Origin of the sequence: Cytobacillus gottheilii (assembly GCF_001636345.1) — a bacterium.
Classification (GTDB): Bacteria; Bacillota; Bacilli; order Bacillales; family Cytobacillaceae; genus Cytobacillus; species Cytobacillus gottheilii.
Window position 1 is genome coordinate 4,228,752 of sequence record NZ_KV440945.1, and the last position, 21,986, is coordinate 4,250,737.

Consider the following 21,986-nt stretch of genomic DNA (forward strand, 5'->3'; position numbering starts at 1 on the left):
CAATATCCGCCCTTTTTGTACCTACATATTTTATCATGAAATTCCTGTTTGTTACGGAGTTTTCCTTATGAATGAAGCTTGTCCAGTTATCTTCCAATAACATACTCTCCAAATCCCGCACAAAACCTAAAAAAGTACATCACCCTCTTAAAAGTGATGTACTCGATTTCAATCTTATACAAGCATTAAGCTTTTTTGATGTATTTCCATATGTGACTTCAAGAATTCAATATACCGATCAACCTCTTCAATAGTTGAATAAGGAGAAGTTGTATAGAATTTATGAACATAGACAGGCAGCCGCTGTTCTGAATCCTTTGCAGAAATGTAACGCTGCTTTTTTGTGTTTCCGAAAAAAATAACATCTCGATCCAAGCCGATCAATTCTGCATATTCTTCATTATAATTGTTCACTTCGCGGATCTCTTCCGCTTGACAATGACCCGCTAACTCCTGTCTCCAGTTCGGTGCTTCCGGATAAAACCTAAAAGTTGTGACAGGGGATACTTCATTTGTTACTGCGGCATTTGGAAACTCTGCAAGCAGCCTGTTACGGAAAGCAATGTTGACACTCAAGTAATTGGCAAGCAGCTGCTGGTAGCCTTCTATGCCAAAAGCCAGAAGTGATGCATAAATGGCTATTGAACTGCCCATCCTGGAGCATTCTAATGTATAGCTTGTATGATAGCTTCCATATCCGCGGTTTCCTACATAAGGGGTTTCAGCTGCATCCAAATCCACATACTCCAGCAGGCGTCTATCTTTAATTAAAAATAAACTAGTAATATAAGGGGTCTGTCCTAATTTATGAAAATCAAAGACCATACTATCCGCAAGATTCATATGTTTAAATCGCATATGATAATCAGACAGGACGTTGAGCACATCCTCTTCAAAGTTCAGCGGATTTGCACTAAAGTTATAATCATTAAAGAACGTATACATTCCGCCCATCGCAGAATCTGCATGAACATAAATAGGCTCTAAATCGTATGCTGCTTCAATTTCTGTCAGCAGCTGCTTCATACCATATAAATCATCAATCCCAAACGTATCTGTTGTTCCCATTGTAGCTAATACATAAACGGGAATTCCGCCCTTTTCAATAACCATTTCCATTTTCTCTTTTAAATCTTCCAGATTCATAGAATGATCTTCATTTACTTTCACCCGAATCATATGATCCACACCGATGCCAGTTGCTTCTGCTGACTTATACAAACTGAAGTGAGACAGTTCCGAGCAGAAACAATAAAGGTTATTAGGGATTCCGCTCTTATTTGACTGTGGGAATCTGCGTGCAATCGCTATGCGCAGTGAATTAAATACCGCACCTTGTCCGCCCCAGGTTGTATAGCCTGCGCTTTCGTTTTGATCATAGCCAATCATTTTAGAAAGCATACTTGTGATCCGCACTTCAGCATTCGCAGCGGCCGATCCATCCACATCCCATAAATTATTTCCGTTTAAAAGAACCATTACTAGATTCCCTAATATACTGGCAATGTTAGGAAGCGGTGTTGCGTTTGCCACATAATTGCTATTCAAGAAACGATGACCTTCGACAAGCTCCATCAACTTATCAATGGTTTCATCCACTGAAACTCCATGTTCCGGCACAAATGAACCTTGAATGATTTTATTGTAATAATCCTCACTATAATCAGGCATATCACCTAGGGTCAGCTTAGAAGGATCCTTTAATTCATCCATTCTTGTCAGCACTTTACGAAAGTACCCCAACAGTTCATCACGCTGCTGCTGATTGCCATCCGCACTCGGGAATAATTGCTGTAATTGCTCCATTACTGTCATGTTCTTTCATCCTCCGACTTTTCTTATAATTAATAGATTATAAAAAGCAAACACGTTTGTTCTAGAAAATAAAATCAAGCACCCCAAGCACATCTAAAAAAACAACCACGATCGCAGCTGGTGCAGCATATTTTAACAGGAAGTACCATGTATGAAAAAAAGGAACCGGAACGTTTGCTCCTTGCTTCATCTCTCTCATTAAGTCACTTTTCTTTAATTTTCGTGAGATAAATAAAGACGTAAAAAGTGCTCCTAGCGGCATTAAGACATTGCTCGCCGCATAATCGACTAAGTCAAATACCGTCTTATCAAAAAGCTTTACATCTGCCATAAGACCGTAAGAAAGTGCAGATGGAATTCCAATGACAAAAATGAGAAGCCCAAACATCCAAGTATATCTTTGCCTTTTCACAGGATCCTTTTTTGCCGTGACCGCAACAGCTATTTCAATCATAGAGAATGCTGAAGTTAAGGCAGCAAACAAGAAAAGGATCAGGAAGGCAATAAAAAAGAACAACCCAAATCCCATCTGGCCAAATACTGCTGGAAGCGCAATAAATACAAGCGGCGGTCCTGCGCTTGGCTCAATGCCAAACGTAAACACTCCGGGAAAGATAGCAAGCCCGGCGAGCAAGCACACAAATAAATTCATCATAATAATAGAAAATGCCGAGCGGGGCAGATTCTGTGTTTTGGGTAAATAGGATGCATATGTCACCATTACAGAAGAACCTAAAGTGATGGTAAAAAAGGCTTGCCCAAGTGCAAATAATATAGATTCAGAGGTTAATTGACCAAAATCCGGAATCAGCAGGAATTTCATTCCCTCTGCCGCACCTTCCAGAGTAAGTGAGCGAACAACAATTATAAGAAATAATACAAACAAAACAGGCATGAGGATTTTACTGACCTTTTCAATGCCCTGTTGCACACCTTTAGCAACCACCACTACCGTTAGAGCAATAAAGACAAACTGTCCAATCAGTGTTGCTGCAGGATCAGAAATAATCCGCTCAAACAATTGCACATATTGATCCATTGATAAGCCATTTAAACCGCCTGTCAAAGCTTCAAACAAGTATAGGATGATCCAGCCGCCAATAACGCTGTAAAAGGAAAGCACTAAAATGCCAATTAACACCCCAACTCGTCCTAATAAATGCCACATAGATCCAGGAGCCATCTTTTTATAAATAGAAATGGCATCATCCTGCCCTTTTCTGCCTACTATAAATTCTCCTACAAGTAATGGGTAGCCAATTAATAAGGCAAAAAGTAAAAACACAAGGAAAAACGCTCCGCCGCCTCCTGTTCCAGCAATATAAGGGAATTTCCAAATCGCCCCTAAACCAATTGCAGAACCAGCCGCAGCTAAAATAAAACCTATTTTCGAAGTCCACTGTTCATTCTGCGCCATTCTTTTCTTCCTTCCATTTCACGTAGTTTTACATATGTATAAGCTGTTTACTTCATTATTCACTGATATTCTTCTTCATCAGATGTTAGAAGTAAGTTTCCTTAATCATAGCATAGGATTTATGTATCAATTTTTAGAAATATTTATAACGTAATAGTTCCTTTTACCTATTTTTATTTACAAAAAATATATGAAAAAATCACCTTATGTTATGGTTTGTTCTGTCAATTTTTTATACTGTTTTCGTATACTTTCTTCTATTATAAGAAGGTGAGTGTGGGCATTCTCCTTCACATTGCCACTTTTGAAGTGACAGGCGCAGCACTTTCTTTTTTTATTCTCTCCACCAGTAGATCGAATATAAACAATGACATGCTTCCTGACCAACTTCTTAAACACACCACTTATTTAAAAAAATGGCCTAAAAAAAGAAGCGGTATATCCGCCCCTCTTTATTTGCCTCCAAATAACTTGGCAAAAAATCCGGTCTTCTGTTTTTTAATTTCTGGCTGTATGTGCGGTTTTTCATCATCCACAAAAATGTTCTCTTTATCAATAGCATAGTCATATGCAAGCACTAGACCAATATCAGAGTTATGCTCTTTATTGGTGACAATCGTATATTCAACCTTATACTTCGTAGCTGATTTGATATACTTTGATAAGTATTCATAATTCATATTTCCATTTAAGTAGAGATGTGCCTGTGAATTTTCCTTCATCGCTTTTTCTGCTTCATGGTTAATTCCGTTTTTTCGAACTTGAGGCTGAGTTAAAGCCAACACAATTCTTTCTCTTAACGTGCCTAAAAACTTCCTTCGCTCATCTGGCTTTGTCTGTTTTTCTCCGTACATGCCTTTTTGCAAATAGTCATCCACATGATCGGCCATATTGCACCTCCAGCTTGATTTTACCTGTCCCTTTTTTATTTAATCAAACGTTTGATTAATATGTATGTTCGTATATGTTATGAAAATTATAACATATGGTCAGTGTTTTTCATGTAAACAGCCTTCAGTCCCCTCTTTCTCCATGAGATGCTTCATAAAACCATTAATATGTATGATTTAACCCAAAAGAGTCAATTTTATTCAACCGTATTCATATTAAATTTAATTATGATTAAATGACGTCCATAATCATTCGGCATATCATGACATTTGCATGGGTGACAGACTTAATATTATTAATTTGATTGTATAGATATGTTTCTTCTTAAAGATTAGCAAGGAGATCATAACTATTAATGCATTTTTATACATTTCGACAAAGGAATTTGAATTTTCAAAAAGACAGAATTATACACCTATGTTATCATTGATAGTGCATTTTCTCAGGTGGAAACAAATTGGTATTCTATTATTTTTGTATAAACCTGAATAAATTATAAAAAAAGGAGGATCAACTATGGGGTTAACTACTGCTACTTGGTTTTGGCTGCTTGTGCCAATGCCTTTATTAGTCATCTTATCTGCGTTTACCTATTACTTTGAAAAGAGGAGAGAATAATACAATGGACATTAATATACCTACACTCGTTTCTATTATCATTTATTTAGTTGGTATGATCATTATCGGCTATCTGGCCGCAAGAAAAACGAAGGATTTAACCGATTATGTGCTCGGCGGAAGAGGACTGGGACCTGGAGTAGCTGCGTTAAGTGCAGGAGCCTCTGATATGAGCAGCTGGCTTATGCTGGGACTTCCCGGCGCAATGTATGTTGGAGGTATGAGTGAGATTTGGCTTCCAATTGGTTTGGCAATTGGTGCATATCTTAATTGGCAGTTTATCGCTAAGCCTTTGCGGGTGTATACGGAAGTTGCCAACAATTCAATTACATTACCTGATTTCTTTGAAAATCGCTTTAAAGATGATTCCAAAATTCTTCGTGTAATTTCAGCAATTGTTATTCTAGTATTTTTCACCTTTTATACTTCCTCAAGTTTGGTTGGAGGAGCTATTTTACTAGAGAATTCTTTTGGCATGGATTATATTGCTGCAATATGGATTGGTGCTTTGGTCATTGTATCTTATACATTTTTCGGAGGCTTTCTGGCAGCAAGCTGGACGGACTTTATCCAAGGAATTCTCATGTTTCTTGCTCTTATTATCATTCCCATTGTTGTCATTTTTGAGCTTGGGGGCTGGAGTGAAACGATTAATACAATTGGCAGTATAGATCCTTCTTATTTAAATGTGTATTCTGGGACAACGGTTATTGGAGTAGTCTCCTTGCTTGCATGGGGGTTAGGCTATTTTGGCCAGCCGCATATACTTGTGCGTTTTATGGGCATCCGAGCTAAAGAAGATATACCAAAAGCCAGATTCATTGGAATGGGATGGATGGTGTTATCCTTGTTTGGTGCTATTTTTATTGGATTTACCGGAATTGCTTATTTTGCAGATTCTCCGCTTGAAAACTCAGAAACGGTTTTTATTATGTTATCGCAGGTTTTATTTAACCCAGTTGTTGCCGGCTTTTTACTTGCAGCCATTCTCTCAGCAATCATGAGTACTGTTGATTCACAGTTGCTCGTTTCTTCAAGTGCACTTGCTAATGATTTTTACAAAGCTATTTTCAGAAGAAATGCTTCCCAAAAAGAAGAGATGATTGTTGGCAGAATCGCTGTTATCGGAATTGCAGTCATTGCTATATTGCTAGGTTATAATCCTGATAGCAAAGTTCTTGAGCTTGTTAGTTATGCATGGGCAGGTTTCGGTGCTGCATTTGGTCCAGTTATCGTACTGAGCCTCTTCTGGAAACGAATGACTCGCAATGGCGCCTTGGCAGGGATCATTACTGGATCTCTAACCGTTATTATTTGGTCGCAAATTGAAGGAGGCATCTTTGAACTCTATGAGCTTGCACCTGGATTCTTACTAGGTGTCATCGCTATTATTATTTTCAGTCTGACGGACAGAACTCCCAGTAAACAAATACAGGAGGAGTATATCACCTATAAAGGTAAGCTGTAGTTTGACTGCCGGGTCCTCTTGCTGGGATGCTTGAATTCTATATCCAAAAAAGAAACTCCCTCTGCATAAGTTGCAGAGGGAGTTATTTGCCTGCTTATATTAGTACATTTCAGATGTAGTCTTAGCTTGCATATGAAGCTGAATATAGTCAGGACCGCCAGCTTTAGAGTCTGTACCTGACATGTTGAATCCGCCAAATGGCTGGTATCCAACGATTGCGCCTGTACATCCACGGTTGAAGTAAAGGTTACCAACGTGGAAATCTTCACGTGCTTTTTGGATGTGCTCACGGTTCTTCGTGATTACAGCTCCAGTTAAGCCGTATTCTGTGTTGTTTGCAATTTCAATAGCGTGATCGAAATCCTTCGCTTTTGTGAAGCCAACAACCGGCCCGAAAATTTCTTCTTGCATTAGACGAGCATCAGCTGCAAGATCAGCAAAAATAGTTGGCTTAATGAAGAATCCTTTTGAACTGTCTCCTTCTCCGCCAGTCATCAGCTTGCCTTCTTGTTTTCCAATTTCAACATAGCTCATAATTTTATCAAATGCAGCCTGGTCGATCACTGGTCCCATAAAGTGAGTTTGATCTTCAGGGTTGCCTGCTGTTAATTCATTTGTTAATTCAACTGCACGATTCAACACTTGATCGTAAACATCTTCTACAATAACTGCACGGGAACATGCAGAACATTTTTGACCAGAGAAGCCAAATGCAGATGCAACGATTGATTGAGCCGCTAATTCTAGATCAGCTTCTTTATCAACTACGATTGTATCTTTACCGCCCATTTCTGCGATTACGCGTTTCAGCCAAATTTGTCCATCGTTTAATTTAGAAGCACGCTCATTAATGCGTAAGCCTACATCACGAGATCCAGTGAATGAAATGAAGCGAGTATCCTTATGGTCAACTAAGTAGTCGCCTACTTCAGCACCGCTGCCTGGTACAAAGTTTAATACACCAGCAGGAAGACCTGCTTCTTCCATTACTTCAACAAATTTTGCAGCAACTACCGGAGTTGTAGATGCTGGCTTTAATAGTACTGTATTTCCAGCTACAATAGCCGCTACCGTTGTACCAGCCATAATCGCAAGCGGGAAGTTCCAAGGAGAAATGATGATTCCAACGCCTAATGGAATATAGTCATAACGGTTGTATTCATTTGGACGGCTATTAACAGGTACGCCATCTTTAATACTTAAGATTTGACGAGCATAATACTCAAGGAAGTCAATTGCTTCTGCTGTATCAGCATCTGCTTCATTCCAAGGCTTTCCAGCCTCTTTTGTAAGCAATGCAGAAAACTCATGCTTGCGGCGGCGAATAATCGCAGCTGCTTTAAATAATACATCAGCACGTGTTTCAGGCTTTACTTTTCTCCACGTTTTAAATGCTTCTACTGCACCTTGCATTGCTTTTTCAGCAAGCTCCTGATTAGCTTTAGAAACGCGACCAATTACTTCCTCTTTATTAGACGGATTAATCGATACAATTTTATCTTCAGTTGATACACGTTCGCCAGCAATTAAAAGATCATAATCTTGACCTAAATAGCTTTCAACTGTTTTTAACCCTTGTAAATATGCTTCACGATTTTCTTCATTTTTAAAATCTGTGAAAGGCTCATGCTTGTAAGGTTGTACCATCGTTAACGCCTCCTATGTACTATTGCACTGTATAAGAATGGAAGGGATGATGCATGTAATATTTTACAGTTCATCCCTAATACAGCAGCTACTTTTATAGAATTTTCTCAATGTTTATTTTAACATGTTTAGTTAAAATTCATCAATCTTTGCCTTTAATCATAAATATGAACAAATGGTTCTGTATCATCTGGTTTTCTCACAATCAGCGCTTCAGGGCCATTCACGGACGTAATATTTACCTGAACAGAAATATACTCCGGAAAATGCTTCATGATTAAACTTGCCGTATACTGTGCAAATCCGATTGATTCTGCTTTTCCATAGAATTGAATTGGAATATCAATATTAAGGTCCTGCAGCTGATCTCCGGCATAAAACGCTTTGCCGATGACTCCATTAAAGTTTGGAAAATACGCTTCTATATCCTGTTTAAAATTTTTGAAGGCTGTATTGTCATCACGATGATTCGTTTCAGCATCTGATGATGGAAATAGCACATATTTTTCAGCAACATTCTTCCATTCGCTTAACTTGCCGCTTCCTTTTCCAGCTTCCGCATAGGCAATAAAGTTTCCTGGTACAACGGAGGTTCTGCTGGCTTGTTCAAATAGGGCAATGGTAATTGGCACATCTTTAAGCTCATCCATGCCGCGAAGACGAGTAAGCACTTCGGCTGCCATCTTTTTACCTTCTGCTTCTAAAACACTTCGTTTAATATCTGTTTCGTAAGTTGCTCCGTACTGTTCCTTCTGATAGTAATGGACAGAGTTTAAAGCCAGACCAATCACTACCCCGCCAAGTGTAACCGTGTCTCCCTCACCCTTAATTCGATAATTATGCTCTAAAATATGAGCGAGGTAGATCGGACTCTTTGTATTGCGTTCGTCAATATCCCCTTTTTCATCATCAAGAGGATTCAACCCTACATTATCCGCTTCCTCTAAATTACGTTCAGCAAGCTGTGCAGGTGTAAACTTGCGATTGAGCCACGAGCGGACAGTCGCACTATCTAAGAATTGACCTTCCTGAAAGAAGTAACTGTCGGTGTCAAAACTATTTTGTGCAACACGCATTAAGCCCGTTTCAAATTCGGTCAAATCATATTTGGTGTTAATGTTATTAACCACAAGCCCCCTTGCTTCACTCGGCTCAAAAGGAAGCAGCGTTTTATAATAATCATCCGATATTTTATAGTTCGGAATAATCGCCGTTTCATTTGAGTTTTCATCATCCTGAATGACTTCCTCCTGCTTGCTGAAGTTAGGAGCACACCCCGTCAGCACGAGCAAAAGAGAAACAGCCATCATTAATGTTTTCTTCACGATTCTCCACCTCTTACTTGTTTAGTTCCTCAGCCAGTCTCTCCTCATTCCATACCGTGATGCCAAGTTCCTCTGCCTTCTTCAGCTTTGAACCTGCATCCTCACCAGCAATGACAATATCTGTTTTTTTACTAACGCTTCCTGATACATTTCCGCCTAGGGCTTCAATTTTTTCTTTTGCTTCATTTCTGGAGAACAGCTCTAATTTCCCTGTTAAAACAATTGTTTTACCTACAAATACAGAATCGATATTTTCAGCTGAAACCCGCTTTGGACCTAAATATTCCATATTGACGCCAGCACTCTTCAGTTCTTGTATCAGTTCAAGAGCTTCTTCCTGCTCAAAATAAGATACAATTGCATCAGCCATTTTGTCGCCAATTTCATTAATTTCAATCAGCTGCTCGCGAGAAGCACTGCTTAACTGTTCCATTGAATGGAAAGTCATTGCTAGTGTTTTGGCTGCCTTCGCTCCGACATGCCGTATTCCCAGTCCGAATAAAAGCTTTTCCAGCGAGTTCTTTTTAGATGCTTCAATTGCACTTAATAGATTTTGAACTGATTTTTCACCCATTCTTTCCAGCTGAATAAGCTGCTCAAAGGTTAACTTATACAAGTCAGCAACATCTTCAATTAACTGCTCTGAAAATAATTGGCTGACCACCTTTTCACCTAATCCGTCAATGTTCATCGCATTTCTTGAAACAAAATGGATGAGTCCCTCACGGATTTGAGCTGGACATTTTGGGTTGATGCAGCGAAGAGCCACTTCTCCTTCAAGTCTGACAAGCTCGCTGCCGCATTCAGGACAGACGGAAGGCATTTGGAAGTCGACTTCATCTCCTGTCCTGCGCTCAGGCAGAACATTGACAACTTCCGGGATGATATCTCCTGCTTTTTTGACGACCACATGGTCCCCGATCTTAATATCTTTTTCACGGATCAGGTCTTCATTATGCAGGGAAGCACGCTGGACTGTGGTACCTGCTACCCGTACTGGTTCTAAAATAGCTGTTGGCGTTAATACACCAGTGCGTCCAATGCTGAGTTCAATGTCTTTTAATATCGTTATAACTTCTTCAGCTGGAAATTTATAAGCGATTGCCCATCTTGGACTTTTAGCTGTAGTTCCAAGCTGTTCCTGCTGCTCGTAGCCATCCACCTTTATTACAATACCATCAATATCGTATGATAATTGAGGTCTCTTTTCTGTCCAATCTGTTACATACTCGATAACCTCTTCAATCGAAGCACATTTTTTTCGTTCCTTATTTGTTTTAAATCCAAGTTTTTCGAGATAATCCAATCCCTCACTGTGAGCGCCAATTCCAAGTTCATCAGCGTTTGCCAGACCATAAACATAAATATCGAGATTTCTCGAGGCAGCTATTTTTGGATCAAGCTGTCTTAATGAACCCGCAGCCGCATTACGCGGGTTTGCAAATGCTTCTTCTCCTCTTTCCTCTTTTGCTTGGTTTAAGGCTTCAAATGACTTTCTCGGCATAAATGCCTCACCGCGAACCTCAATAGAAACCTCTTCCTTTAAGCGAAGTGGGATAGAGCGGATGGTGCGCAGGTTCGCTGTAATGTTTTCACCAATGGTGCCATCGCCGCGTGTTGCACCTATTGAAAATAAGCCATTTTGATAACGCAATGAAACAGCGAGCCCATCAATTTTTAGTTCACATACATAAGTCACATCTTCGCCGGCATTTTGACGGACACGGCGGTCAAAATCCCTTAAATCCTGTTCGTTAAACGCATTGCCCAAGCTCAGCATTGACGTTTCATGTTCAACTTTTTCAAACATATCTAGTATTTCTCCGCCGACACGCTGTGTTGGCGAATCTTCTGTTTTCAGCTGCGGAAACTGTACTTCAAGAGCGGTCAACTCATTCATTAGTTTGTCATATTCTGAATCTGGGACAGATGGTGTATCCAGCACATGATATTCGTAGTTATATTGATTGAGGATATTTTGCAGGTCCTTTATTTTTCTTTCAGCTGATTGAATGTCCATTAACCCAGCCCTTTCATAGAAAAGCTCAGGGCGCCTTGCTCAGCCACAACAAGAAACCTCGTGGGCAAGACGCCGGAGCTAGACACTGTTCTTATTATTACTTTTTATAATTCTTAAAGCGCAAGCTCCTTATGCAGCCCCGATTTTATTGGACTGCTCTGGGCTATACACTGATCATTTTCTGAGTCTGCCTTTCGGTTACCCTTTTTGGATAGGTGCGAATTTTGCAAGAAGCCTTTTAATGCCAACAGGGCTTGGAAAAGCGATGTCGAGCTCTGTGCCTTCACCAGATCCTTTTACGCTGACAACTGTTCCTGTTCCCCATTTGCCATGGACGGCTTTATCGCCAACACTCCATGACAGGCTGTCTCCACCTGTTGCAGCTGCTGCCGGACGCACTACCGCATTTCTGCGCATGGTCTGTCTTGGTGAATCCTGAAACGGTGATGCTCCTCGTTTTCCTTGCACAGGCGGCTGTATCCCATCCAGTAAATCCTCTGGTATTTCCTTAATAAAACGGGAAGGAGGATTCATATTTGTTCGGCCAAATAATGTTCGCATTTGAGCGTTTGTAATATAAAGCTCTTGCTCTGCCCGTGTGATTCCTACATACGCTAATCTTCGTTCTTCTTCCATTTCCGTTTCATCCATTAAGGAACGGCTATGCGGGAATACGCCTTCTTCCATTCCAATTAAAAAGACAACAGGAAATTCAAGCCCTTTAGCAGAGTGCAAGGTCATCAGCACTACTGCATCGCTTTTTTGGCCATCATCATCTAGCTTATCAATATCTGCCACAAGAGCCAAATCTGTCAGAAAAGCAATTAGGGATTTATCCTCTGATGCATCTTCAAAATTTTTCGTAACAGAAAGGAATTCATCGATATTCTCAAGTCTGCTTTGAGACTCAATCGATTTTTCCGCCTTTAGCATCTCACGATAGCCTGATTTTTCAAGGACTTCTTCAACCAGCTCTGTTACAGATAAGTATTCTTGCATTTGATAATAATTTCTCACAAGATCCCTAAATTCTGCTGCCGCTTTTGTAATCTTCGGGCTTAGTCCAATCAATTCAATTGACTCTAATGCTTCAAACATAGACATATCGTGCATGGTAGCAAAATTAGCAATTTTATCGACTGATCCTGAACCAATGCCGCGTTTAGGCACATTGATGACACGCTGCAGGCTGATATCATCATCTAGATTGGCTATCAGGCGCAGATACGCAAGAATGTCCTTAATTTCTTTACGGTCATAGAACTTAATGCCGCCTACAATAGAGTATTCAATATTGGATTTAAGCAGTACTTCCTCCATTACACGAGACTGGGCATTGGTTCGATAGAGAATCGCAAAATCTGTGAGCTTGCGATTGCTGGAGTTCATTAACTCCTTCACTTTTCCAACTACAAATTGAGCTTCCCCTTGTTCACTGTCAGCACGGTAATGAAACAGCTTGTTTCCTTCGTCATTTTCTGTCCATAAGTTTTTCGGTTTGCGATTCATATTTTTCGCAATTACTTCGTTTGCCGCAGCAAGAATGCGCTTTGTCGAACGATAGTTTTGCTCAAGAAGGATGACACTGGCATTTGGATAGTCTTTTTCAAACGAGAGGATATTGGCGATATCTGCTCCTCTCCATCTATAAATAGATTGATCAGAATCCCCAACAACACACAGGTTTTTAAAGCGATTAGCCAAAAACTTTACAAGCATATATTGCGCACGGTTCGTATCCTGATATTCATCCACATGGATATATTGGAATTTGCGCTGATAGTATTCAAGCACTTCAGGCACACGCTGAAAAAGCTGAATGGTAATCATAATAAGATCATCAAAATCCAGTGCCTGGTTTCTGCGAAGGCGTTTTTGATAATCTGCATATACATCACTCGTTACCTGCTGAATATAATCACCTGCAGTTTTGGCATATTCCTCTGGCGTGATCAGTTCATTTTTGGCTGAGCTGATTGAACCTAGAATTGCTCTGGGATCGAATTTTTTTGGATCAATATTGCGTTCTTTTAAAATCGATTTAATAACCGATTGCTGATCTGTTGTGTCTAGAATAGTGAAATTGCGATTGTATCCGATCCGGTCAATATCTCTGCGCAATATTCTTACACACATAGAGTGGAAGGTCGAAATCCAGATATCATCCGCTGCTCCGCCCATCATTTTCTGGATCCGCTCACGCATCTCCCGTGCCGCTTTATTTGTAAATGTAATCGCAAGAATGTTATAAGGCGAAACACGTTTTTCAACCATTAGATAGGCAATTCGATGTGTTAATACTCTAGTTTTTCCGCTTCCTGCACCTGCCATTATCAGTAGAGGTCCATCCGTCGCCTTAACAGCATTTTGCTGTTCTGTATTTAATCCGTTTAACAGTTTATCAGTTAAATATTGCATTTCTATTCACCACCACAAACGTATGTTCTATTTTCTATATCGTACCTGTTTTTCTTCAGATAAACAAGCTTTTATCTCACTGCTTCAACTGTTTGTAAAGCAGCCTTTAAATCGCTATAAATGATATTGCCAACAACTACTACATCGGCATAGGCAGCCATCTCTTTTGCCTGCTGTGCTGATTGGATTCCGCCTCCATAAAAAAGTGCAGTTGTCTCAAGTGTTTCTTTTACTTCTTTAACGATTGCAGGATCACCATACTTGCCGCTATATTCAAGATAAAAAATAGGCAGATGAAGCATCTTTTCTGCCATCATCGCATAGGCTCTGACATCATCAGCTGTCAAATCCGTATTTGCTGCTGTGACACTTGCCGCCTTACATTCGTCATTTAATATGCAGTAGCCCTGCACGAGAATTTCTTCCCAATTCATGATGTCTCCATACTCTTTAACAGCCTCATGATGAAGTCCTGTTATCCATTTTACTTCCGTACTATTTAAAACGGAGGGGATAAAATATAAATCAAAACCTGGTGTGACCGATTCAATCGTTGAGATCTCTAAAATACACGGAACCGTATATCTTCGAACACGAGCCATTAGATCCAGTACATTTTCAAGGGTAATCCCATCAGTCCCTCCAATAATCAGGGCATCCGTTCCAGATTCACAGATTTTTTCTAAGTCTTCATCAGAAATATATTTATTAGGATCGAGTTTAAAGGCATGGCGCCACTCGTTAATATCATACATACATACTGCCTCCATTCTATCATTCCATCCAACATTATATCATTTGTGTATAAGATCAAAAAGTAAAGACCTGTTGATTGTTCAGACTTACTGCCATGGGATTTAACGTGCAAAACGAGGATTGCGGTCAGTTATTACCAGCATTTTACTTGGGAATAAAACAAAAAAACTGCAGGTGTTGATCCCTGCAGTTTAGCCCCATTTTATTCTTGTGCTGTTGGACTATCTTCTTTAATCCGTTCAAGTGCCATTTCATAGGCATCATTTCCATAATTTAAGCAGCGCTTTACACGAGAGATAGTAGCTGTGCTTGCGCCAGTTTCTGTTTCAATTTTATGATACGTTTTTCCTTCGCGAAGCATACGAGCAACTTCAAGCCTCTGTGCAAGAGACTGAATCTCATTTACAGTGCATAAATCATCAAAAAAACGATAGCATTCATCTAAATCTTTTAAAGATAAGACCGAGTTAAAAAGCTGATCGAGTTCTTTTCCTTTTAATTTATTTATTTGCATATATTCAAGCTCCTTTGTTATAAATACTTTCTATGAACCGTAGGATACGGAATCTTCTAAACCGACACTTGTGGGGATTACATTAATCCACGTTTTCCCGGGAATAAGCCCAACTTGCTCCCCATCTGCAACCGGCAGGATCTTACCGTCAATATTTTCCCAATTTACTTCACGAAGTGTTCCTTTTTGAAGCAGATAAGCTCTTCCGCCTGACATTAAATCAATGTTCCGTCTCCCGGCATTATCGACGATTTGATGTTCTGTTTCAACAATGAATATGTTATCGAGCAGAACCGGTGAATCCGTTTCATAATCTGCAGTCAGCTCACCATTTGAATAACGCTTATACTTCTCTTGGACAGCATCATATTCGTAGACCGAATTAAATGTCTCCCTTGAAAAATAAGAAACTTCGACATTAGCAGCTTCGTCTCCGTCCAGTTGCTCTATTTCTTCCTCATTCAAGTACACTAAAGGAGATGGAGCATTGTTCATATCATACCTCTGCTCTTGTGCACCCTTTTCAATATTTTCAAAAGAGATATAGGAATTATGCGGCGCTTTTCTAAAGCTGACCCTATTAAATAGTGTGCCATCATAATAGAGGCCATTCAAACTGTCAATATAGCCGCTATCCATTAATTTTTTTGCATCAGGACTGTTGCCGTGAGCAACATATAAACTGTCATATCCTTTGGCAAGTTCAATATAATAGTCGCGTGCACTCCGAATCGGTCCAATTTGTGCAGGCTTTTGACTTTGATAAATCGCTAAAAACCTTGTAACCTCTCCTTCGGCAAGCAATTCATACACAATATCCGCTTCATGCAAACCAGACTGCTGACGAGCCAGCGGGTGATTATTAATCATAACGGCCACTGCCCGTCCATTTACTTCTGCTTCTGCCGAGATTCCTGTAAGCGGGTAAATAAATTCAGGCTCATTTTGTTCTTGAGCCACTTCTTCTGGCTGCTGTTCATTATTCGAATGATCTGTCTCATCAATTTCTGTCTGATCCCCGCTGCATCCTGATAGTAAAAGAATACCTGCAGCAAAAACTGCCATCCATATTTTTGACATCATACACTCCTTACAAGAAAAGAACTGGCATCTCCGGCGCGATCAGCTAGCAGAAGGCAATCCCTGCCTGCTGCTATCCACCTAGACGTAACATCTCGGAGGACGGGGCTTTTGGAGCTAGCCACTGTTCATAAACTTAATGTTTATATCATACTCTCTTTTATATTTTAACGCATTATCGTTGGAAAGAGTACAGTTTTATTCATAACATCATATATGCCTCTTTGTGTAACTCTAATATAAGGAAGATGGGTAGATGAGAAAAATAACAGGGTATAAATTGGATCTGCAAATTGATATCCTTTATCTTTCAGATAAGCCAGGAGCTTCTTCTCATCCTCGATTAGATCTTCAACTTTCTTATGAGACATTAATCCTTTTAGCTTTAATTGAACTTCAAGCACAACTTCTCCTTGCTCAGAAATAACAATTCCTCCGCCAATTTCCTTCATTCTTAAAAATGCATTCAGCATATCTTCTTTATTTTTTCCGATCACAATAATATCGCCAGTATTTGAAAAAGAGCTTGCCAGCCCATCCAGCTTTGTTGCAAATCCTTTTAGGACTGTGTTAACGCGCCATTTGCCATTGCGGTCTACAAGCATAAAGAAACATTCATCATGTGAGTAATCAAGATCATTATTTGAAACATCGATGGCAACAGAATATGGTTTCGTAAGGACTGAATTCTCCATCTTAATGCCAAACGGCATAGAGAATTGCATATCATCCATTGATAACTCCCAATCGATTTCAAGAGGCTCTAACCCAAACTCATCCCAGGCAATCTCTTCATACATGTTCTGATCTTCGCCATCAAGCTTTACCCACTTCCCTTTGGCAAGGACAGATACAGGCGTTGGATCTTTTTCATCCTTGAGGAAGTTGATATTAGCCACACGTCCTGTTGCGATATTGCCATGCAGGTATTGAATATTATAATATTTGGCAATATTAATCGTGCCCATATTATAAGCATCTATAACAGGAACCCCTTTTTCGATAGCAATCCGGATCATTTCGTCAGTAATTCCGCTCTCTGAAAAGGTAGATGATGATCCATCGGTTGTAAAGAAAAATTGATCATAATGCTCTATCCCAAGCTCATGGATTTCATCGAGAAGCTTTGGCAAATCAGGACGAATAGACGAATATCTTAAAGAAACGGTATAGCCCTGCAATAACCGGTCATATACTTCTTTGCCGGTCATGGCTTCATGATCACAGTCCGCACCAAGAAGCATGAGCTTAGCCAATGTTTTTTCAGATGCCCCGGGGAAATGTCCCTCTATTTGTTTACGCATGCGTTTCGTTTCCTGCATCCAATGCAGCATCATATCGTCGCCATCAAGAAGCTTTGGCCATCCGGTTAATTCTCCGCCCTGCAGTACAGCATCATGCTCAAGCCATGCCTTCACATTGCTGTGAGAGAAAAGATATTCCTCATTTTGCAGCTCTGTTTGCGGATCAAAGCGGCACCACCAATACATTGTTGAAGGAATGTTACGCATTTCACGAAGAAATGAAAACGCTTCCTTTTTATTTAACTGCAATGCAAGCATCATGTTGTCATTGATCAATGTTGTCGTTCCGAATTGCGATGCATAACTTGCAAGTGAGTGGGGATTATATAATTGAAACGGATGAGCATGTGGTTCAATATATCCTGGAACAAGGACATATTCCGAGCAGTCAACCACTTGGCAGCCATCTGTTTTTTCAGGCAGTTTGTCGCCAACATAAACAATACGATCTCCATATATCCATATATTTGCATTCACCCATTTTCTCAAAATCTGATTTAAGTAACGGGCATTCTTAAGCAATATAGTTGGTGCAGTCTTTCCATCTAAAATGGAAACATGTTGTCGCAGATGCTTGTTTTTCCAGCGATATCTCTGTTCCAGCACGCTACTCCCTCCTTTTGTTTTGTATGAATTTTACAGCCTATGTGAAATAGTGAATTTTTATAATGACAAGTAGTTTTTAATTTCAGAAAACCCTTACATCTTTAATTTATCATAACATATTTGCCTTTTTAACGCATTAAAGAATTAGGTTAAAAATGTAAAAATTTTATGAAGGAGCTGTTAAATTTGAAAATAACACCCAATATCGGCATTTTAAGCGCGCTGCTTCGGATCACTTGCGGACTGACGATTTTATCCTGGAGTACAGCTAAGCTTGTTAAGTTTCCATGGCGTGATTCCTATTTAGTTGCATCCATGCTTGGTGCTATGAAGGTTGCAGAAGGAATTGTCCGCTATTGCCCAATCGTAGCATTATATGACAAAGGTCAGGAAATGATGCATGAACGAAAAGGGAATAAAGATGAAGATTCTATTCAGCAAATGCTTCCTCACAATCCAATAAACGAATAATTGTCAGATTGATTATATAAAAAAATTGCCCCCTAATCAGGGGGCATCTATAAGGAGGGTACAAAATGTTCTGGGAGTATCTAACAGATATGTCTTTTGTACTGATTGCTATAATCGGCAGCATTATTGCCCTGTTATTTGTCTTTATCAGAAATATTAGGAAAAAGCGTGTTTGATCGCTTTATGTCCAATATCATTTCTGTAAAAAATAGCTTCTGATTTTAATTTATCTAATTGGCTATAAACCTTTTCTTGCGCTTCCTTCAAAGTCCCTGCTTTAGCCGCTGCAAGCAGGATGCGTCCGCCATTTGCCGTAAACTCTCCTTGTTCATTGCGTTCTGTCCCGGCATGAAACACAGTCACTGAATCATCTATTGCACCTAAACCAGTCAAAACCGCTCCCTTTTCATAGTGATCCGGATAGCCTTTAGCCGCAGCAACAACACCAAGCATCATATCATGATCCCATTCTATTGCAGGTTTTTCACCATTTATAACATCAAGCATAACCATAGCCAAATCTGATTTCATTCTTGGCAGGACAACCTGTGTTTCCGGATCGCCAAAGCGAGCATTAAATTCGATTACCTTTGGACCCTGTTCTGTTTTGATTAATCCTGCGTATAAAATGCCGCAGAAACTCCGCCCTTCTTTAACAAGTGCGGCAGCTGCTGGCTTCAATATCGCTTCAACACCGACAGTGACAGTTTCGTCTCCAATATGCGGCACAGGTGAATATGCCCCCATACCGCCTGTATTTGGTCCTTGATCTCCATCAAAAGCACGTTTATGATCTTGAGCAATTTCAAGCGGAATGACATTCTCTCCATTTACGAATGCCATAAGTGAAAATTCTTCACCCTCCAGGAATTCTTCAATTACAACTGTAGAGGAAGCTTCTCCAAATTTGGCACCTACCAGCATATCCTCGATGGCTGCAAAGGCATCTTCATTTGTCATAGCCACAGTGACGCCTTTGCCGGCAGCAAGTCCATCGGCTTTAATGACAATTGGAGCACCCTTTTTTTCAATGTATTCTTTTGCAGCTGAATAATCCGAGAACACTTCATATTCTGCCGTTGGGATATGATATTTTTTCATTAGCTCTTTCGCAAAGGATTTACTGCCTTCAATTTCTGCAGCTGCTTTTTCTGGTCCAAAAACAGCCAGCCCTTCTTTATTGAAAAGATCAGCCAAACCCGCCAAAAGAGGCACCTCAGGTCCGATTACCGTTAATCCGATTTGGTTTTCCCGTGCAAATTGAAGAAGCTGCTCATGATCGTGCTCGTCTATATTGATAAGCTGTGCAACATCCTCCATGCCTTTATTGCCAGGTGCAGCAAAAACGGTCTCCACACTTTCACTTTCATTCATTTTATAGCAAATGGCATGTTCTCTTCCGCCTCTGCCAATGACTAAAACATTCATTTTCCCAATCCTTCCTTCACAGTGATTAATGTTTGAAATGTCTTACACCTGTGAATACCATCGCAATGCCGTATTCGTCTGCTTTTTTAATGGAATCAGCATCCTTGATCGAGCCGCCCGGCTGAATGATTGCTGTAATCCCAGCTTTCGCAGCCGCCTCAACGGTATCATCCATTGGGAAGAATGCGTCTGATGCAAGCGCAGCTCCTTCTGCTCGCTCACCTGCTTGTTCAAGCGCAATTTTTGCTGCTCCAACACGATTCATCTGACCAGCTCCCACGCCAAGAGTCATTGCATCACTGCTTACAACAATGGCATTGGACTTGACGTGCTTAACGACTTTCCAGCCAAGTTTCAAGGCATTCCATTCTTCCTCTGTTGGCTCACGCTTTGTAGGAATGGAAATCTCCGCATTCTCCAGACTATGACCATCAAAATCCTGAACAAGCAATCCGCCTTCAATAGACGTGTACTTTTGCTCGTGATTTCCATTCGTAAAAGGTATGGTCAATAAACGAATGTTTTTCTTTCCTTGTAAAATCGTTAGCGCTTCTTGTGAGAAAGCAGGAGCAATGACAATCTCTAAGAAAATTTCATGCAGCTTCTGCGCTGTATCACCATCTACCTCTCTATTAAGCGCAATGATTCCGCCGAAAATAGAAATCGGATCTGCTTCAAATGCTTTTGAAAAGGCAGCATTTACTGTATCGCCCGTACCAACTCCGCACGGATTCATATGCTTAACCGCCACTGCAGCAGGTTCAGCAAATTCCTTAATAATTTGAATAGCTGCTTCTGCATCATTGATATTGTTATACGAAAGCTCCTTGCCGTGTAATTGCTTTGCATTGGCAATAGAAAACTCAGAGCCAAGCGGCTTTCGATAAAATGCAGCCTTCTGATGCGGGTTTTCTCCATAACGGAGACCCTGATTCAATTCATACGTTACCGTTAATTTTTCAGGTGCTGCTTCACCTGTTAAATCTGTCATATACTGTGCAATCATGCTATCATACGCAGCTGTATGGCGGAAAACTTTGGCTGCAAGTGTTCGTTTTGTTTCACTTGTGACCGAACCTTCTTGTTTTAGCTGTGTTAAAACTGTTTCATAATCAGAAGGATCCACAACTACTGTTACATATTCATGATTTTTTGCTGATGCCCGCAGCATCGCCGGTCCGCCTATATCAATATTTTCAATAGCATCCTCTACCGTTACATCCGGCTTAGCAATCGTCTGCTGAAAAGGATATAAATTCACGCAAACAACTTCAATAGGGCTGATTCCATGCTCATCCAGCTGTGCTTTATGCGATGGCTCGCCAAATTTAGCTAATAGACCGCCATGTATCATTGGATTTAGTGTTTTTACACGTCCTTCCAGAATTTCCGGAAAACCAGTGACTTCACTGACACTAATGACAGGAATTCCTTGCTCCTCCAACGCCTTCTTTGTTCCGCCTGTTGATAAAATTTCAAAACCAAGTTCATGCAGGCTTTTCGCAAATTCCGCAATCCCGCTTTTATCTGATACACTAATAAGCGCTCGTTTGTTCATTCATCTTCCCCCTAAGTTTATTTGCCGTCTGTAGGACCGTTTCATTCGATTATTTCACTGACAGTTCATCTTTGCATAATGTTTGCAGTACTTTTGGATAAAGAATATGTTCCACTCGATGAATCTTTTCTTGAAGAGTTTCCATTGTGTCGGTTTTGTCGACGGGTACTTTTTTTTGCTGGATGATCGGTCCAGTATCCATTCCTTCGTCAACATAATGAACAGTCACACCAGTGAATTCCGCTCCTGCTCTCAATGCCTGGCCAATCGCATCTTTTCCCGGAAAAGCCGGCAGCAAGGAAGGATGAATATTAATAATTTCCCCTTCAAATTCACGGAGAAGGACGTTTCCAATCAATCTCATATACCCAGCTAATACAATAAGGTCAATGTTTTTCGCTTTCAATTCATGAAGAATTTCTGTTTCATATTCTTCCTTACTCTCATAGTTTTTTGCTTGAAAAACAAAGGCTGGAATTTTATTATGGGCCGCTCTTTCAATGCTGTATGCGTTTGGCTTGTCAGAGACAAACAAATTAATCTTAGCTTCCAGAGAACCTGTCTGAACGGCATCTATGATCGCTTGAAAGTTCGTTCCGCTGCCGGAAGCAAACACTGCAATATTTTTCATTTTTTTCCTCCACGGATTG

17 protein-coding genes are annotated in these 21,986 nt (G+C 40.2%); 3 read left to right on the forward strand and 14 right to left on the reverse strand.

Annotated elements, in window-relative coordinates:
• Positions 1-174 precede the first annotated feature (174 nt).
• The 3 genes from A6754_RS20530 to A6754_RS20540 all read right to left on the reverse strand — a co-directional run bounded on the left by A6754_RS20530 (position 175) and on the right by A6754_RS20540 (position 4,122).
• A complete protein-coding gene (locus tag A6754_RS20530; RefSeq protein WP_066451791.1) occupies positions 175-1,806 on the reverse strand; it encodes a pyridoxal phosphate-dependent decarboxylase family protein in 1,632 nt (543 codons plus the stop codon).
• A gap of 70 nt (positions 1,807-1,876) precedes the next feature.
• Complete coding sequence (locus A6754_RS20535; protein WP_066450314.1) at positions 1,877-3,232, reverse strand: sodium-dependent transporter; 1,356 nt, start codon at positions 3,230-3,232, stop codon at positions 1,877-1,879.
• Between the two features lie 452 nt (positions 3,233-3,684).
• The gene (locus A6754_RS20540; protein ID WP_066450315.1) at positions 3,685-4,122 is read right to left on the reverse strand and encodes a YueI family protein; all 438 of its coding nucleotides are present in this window, start codon (positions 4,120-4,122) and stop codon (positions 3,685-3,687) included.
• 623 nt (positions 4,123-4,745) lie between these two features.
• On the opposite strand from A6754_RS20540, the gene putP reads away from it, so the two are divergent.
• Positions 4,746-6,209 (forward strand): sodium/proline symporter PutP, encoded by a 1,464-nt coding sequence (gene putP / locus A6754_RS20545; RefSeq protein WP_066450317.1) that lies wholly within the window; start codon positions 4,746-4,748, stop codon positions 6,207-6,209.
• 99 nt (positions 6,210-6,308) lie between these two features.
• Here the strand turns inward: putP and pruA are convergent, their stop codons facing one another.
• From pruA to A6754_RS20585, 8 genes are all read right to left on the reverse strand, one after another.
• Positions 6,309-7,856: an L-glutamate gamma-semialdehyde dehydrogenase gene (gene pruA, locus A6754_RS20550; protein WP_066450322.1), complete on the reverse strand. Its 1,548-nt coding sequence runs from the start codon at positions 7,854-7,856 to the stop codon at positions 6,309-6,311.
• 155 nt (positions 7,857-8,011) lie between these two features.
• Positions 8,012-9,181: a CamS family sex pheromone protein gene (locus A6754_RS20555; RefSeq protein ID WP_066450324.1), complete on the reverse strand. Its 1,170-nt coding sequence runs from the start codon at positions 9,179-9,181 to the stop codon at positions 8,012-8,014.
• A 13-nt stretch (positions 9,182-9,194) separates the two neighbouring features.
• Positions 9,195-11,201 (reverse strand): NAD-dependent DNA ligase LigA, encoded by a 2,007-nt coding sequence (gene ligA / locus A6754_RS20560; RefSeq protein WP_066450326.1) that lies wholly within the window; start codon positions 11,199-11,201, stop codon positions 9,195-9,197.
• Between the two features lie 198 nt (positions 11,202-11,399).
• Positions 11,400-13,619: a DNA helicase PcrA gene (gene pcrA, locus A6754_RS20565; RefSeq protein ID WP_066450327.1), complete on the reverse strand. Its 2,220-nt coding sequence runs from the start codon at positions 13,617-13,619 to the stop codon at positions 11,400-11,402.
• A 71-nt stretch (positions 13,620-13,690) separates the two neighbouring features.
• Positions 13,691-14,374 carry a heptaprenylglyceryl phosphate synthase gene (pcrB, locus tag A6754_RS20570; protein WP_066450329.1) on the reverse strand — a complete coding sequence of 228 codons (684 nt, stop codon included), beginning with the start codon at positions 14,372-14,374 and terminating at the stop codon, positions 13,691-13,693.
• A gap of 203 nt (positions 14,375-14,577) precedes the next feature.
• Entirely contained in the window at positions 14,578-14,889 is a 312-nt protein-coding gene (locus tag A6754_RS20575; protein WP_066450336.1) for a YerC/YecD family TrpR-related protein, read from the reverse strand.
• Between the two features lie 30 nt (positions 14,890-14,919).
• Positions 14,920-15,969, reverse strand: a complete 1,050-nt coding sequence (locus A6754_RS20580; RefSeq protein WP_066450338.1) for a DUF3048 domain-containing protein — start codon at positions 15,967-15,969, stop codon at positions 14,920-14,922.
• Between the two features lie 167 nt (positions 15,970-16,136).
• Positions 16,137-17,879 (reverse strand): adenine deaminase C-terminal domain-containing protein, encoded by a 1,743-nt coding sequence (locus A6754_RS20585; protein WP_066450341.1) that lies wholly within the window; start codon positions 17,877-17,879, stop codon positions 16,137-16,139.
• Positions 17,880-18,065: 186 nt separating this feature from the next.
• On the opposite strand from A6754_RS20585, the gene A6754_RS20590 reads away from it, so the two are divergent.
• Positions 18,066-18,350, forward strand: a complete 285-nt coding sequence (locus A6754_RS20590) for a YgaP family membrane protein (RefSeq protein ID WP_066450344.1) — start codon at positions 18,066-18,068, stop codon at positions 18,348-18,350.
• Between the two features lie 65 nt (positions 18,351-18,415).
• Positions 18,416-18,526: an EYxxD motif small membrane protein gene (locus A6754_RS23415; protein WP_371806970.1), complete on the forward strand. Its 111-nt coding sequence runs from the start codon at positions 18,416-18,418 to the stop codon at positions 18,524-18,526.
• On the opposite strand, the gene purD is transcribed toward A6754_RS23415, so the two are convergent.
• From purD to purN, 3 genes are read right to left on the reverse strand one after another with little or no spacing between them, the layout of a single operon-like run.
• On the reverse strand, positions 18,507-19,778 hold the full coding sequence (purD, locus tag A6754_RS20595; protein WP_066450354.1) for a phosphoribosylamine--glycine ligase: 1,272 nt from the start codon (positions 19,776-19,778) through the stop codon (positions 18,507-18,509). The two genes, A6754_RS23415 and purD, sit on opposite strands and share 20 nt — an antisense overlap.
• Before the next feature lie 25 nt (positions 19,779-19,803).
• Positions 19,804-21,336, reverse strand: coding sequence for a bifunctional phosphoribosylaminoimidazolecarboxamide formyltransferase/IMP cyclohydrolase (gene purH, locus A6754_RS20600; RefSeq protein WP_066450359.1), 1,533 nt, complete (start codon positions 21,334-21,336; stop codon positions 19,804-19,806).
• 49 nt (positions 21,337-21,385) lie between these two features.
• The gene (gene purN, locus A6754_RS20605; protein ID WP_066450361.1) at positions 21,386-21,967 is read right to left on the reverse strand and encodes a phosphoribosylglycinamide formyltransferase; all 582 of its coding nucleotides are present in this window, start codon (positions 21,965-21,967) and stop codon (positions 21,386-21,388) included.
• Between the last annotated feature and the right edge of the window lie 19 nt (positions 21,968-21,986).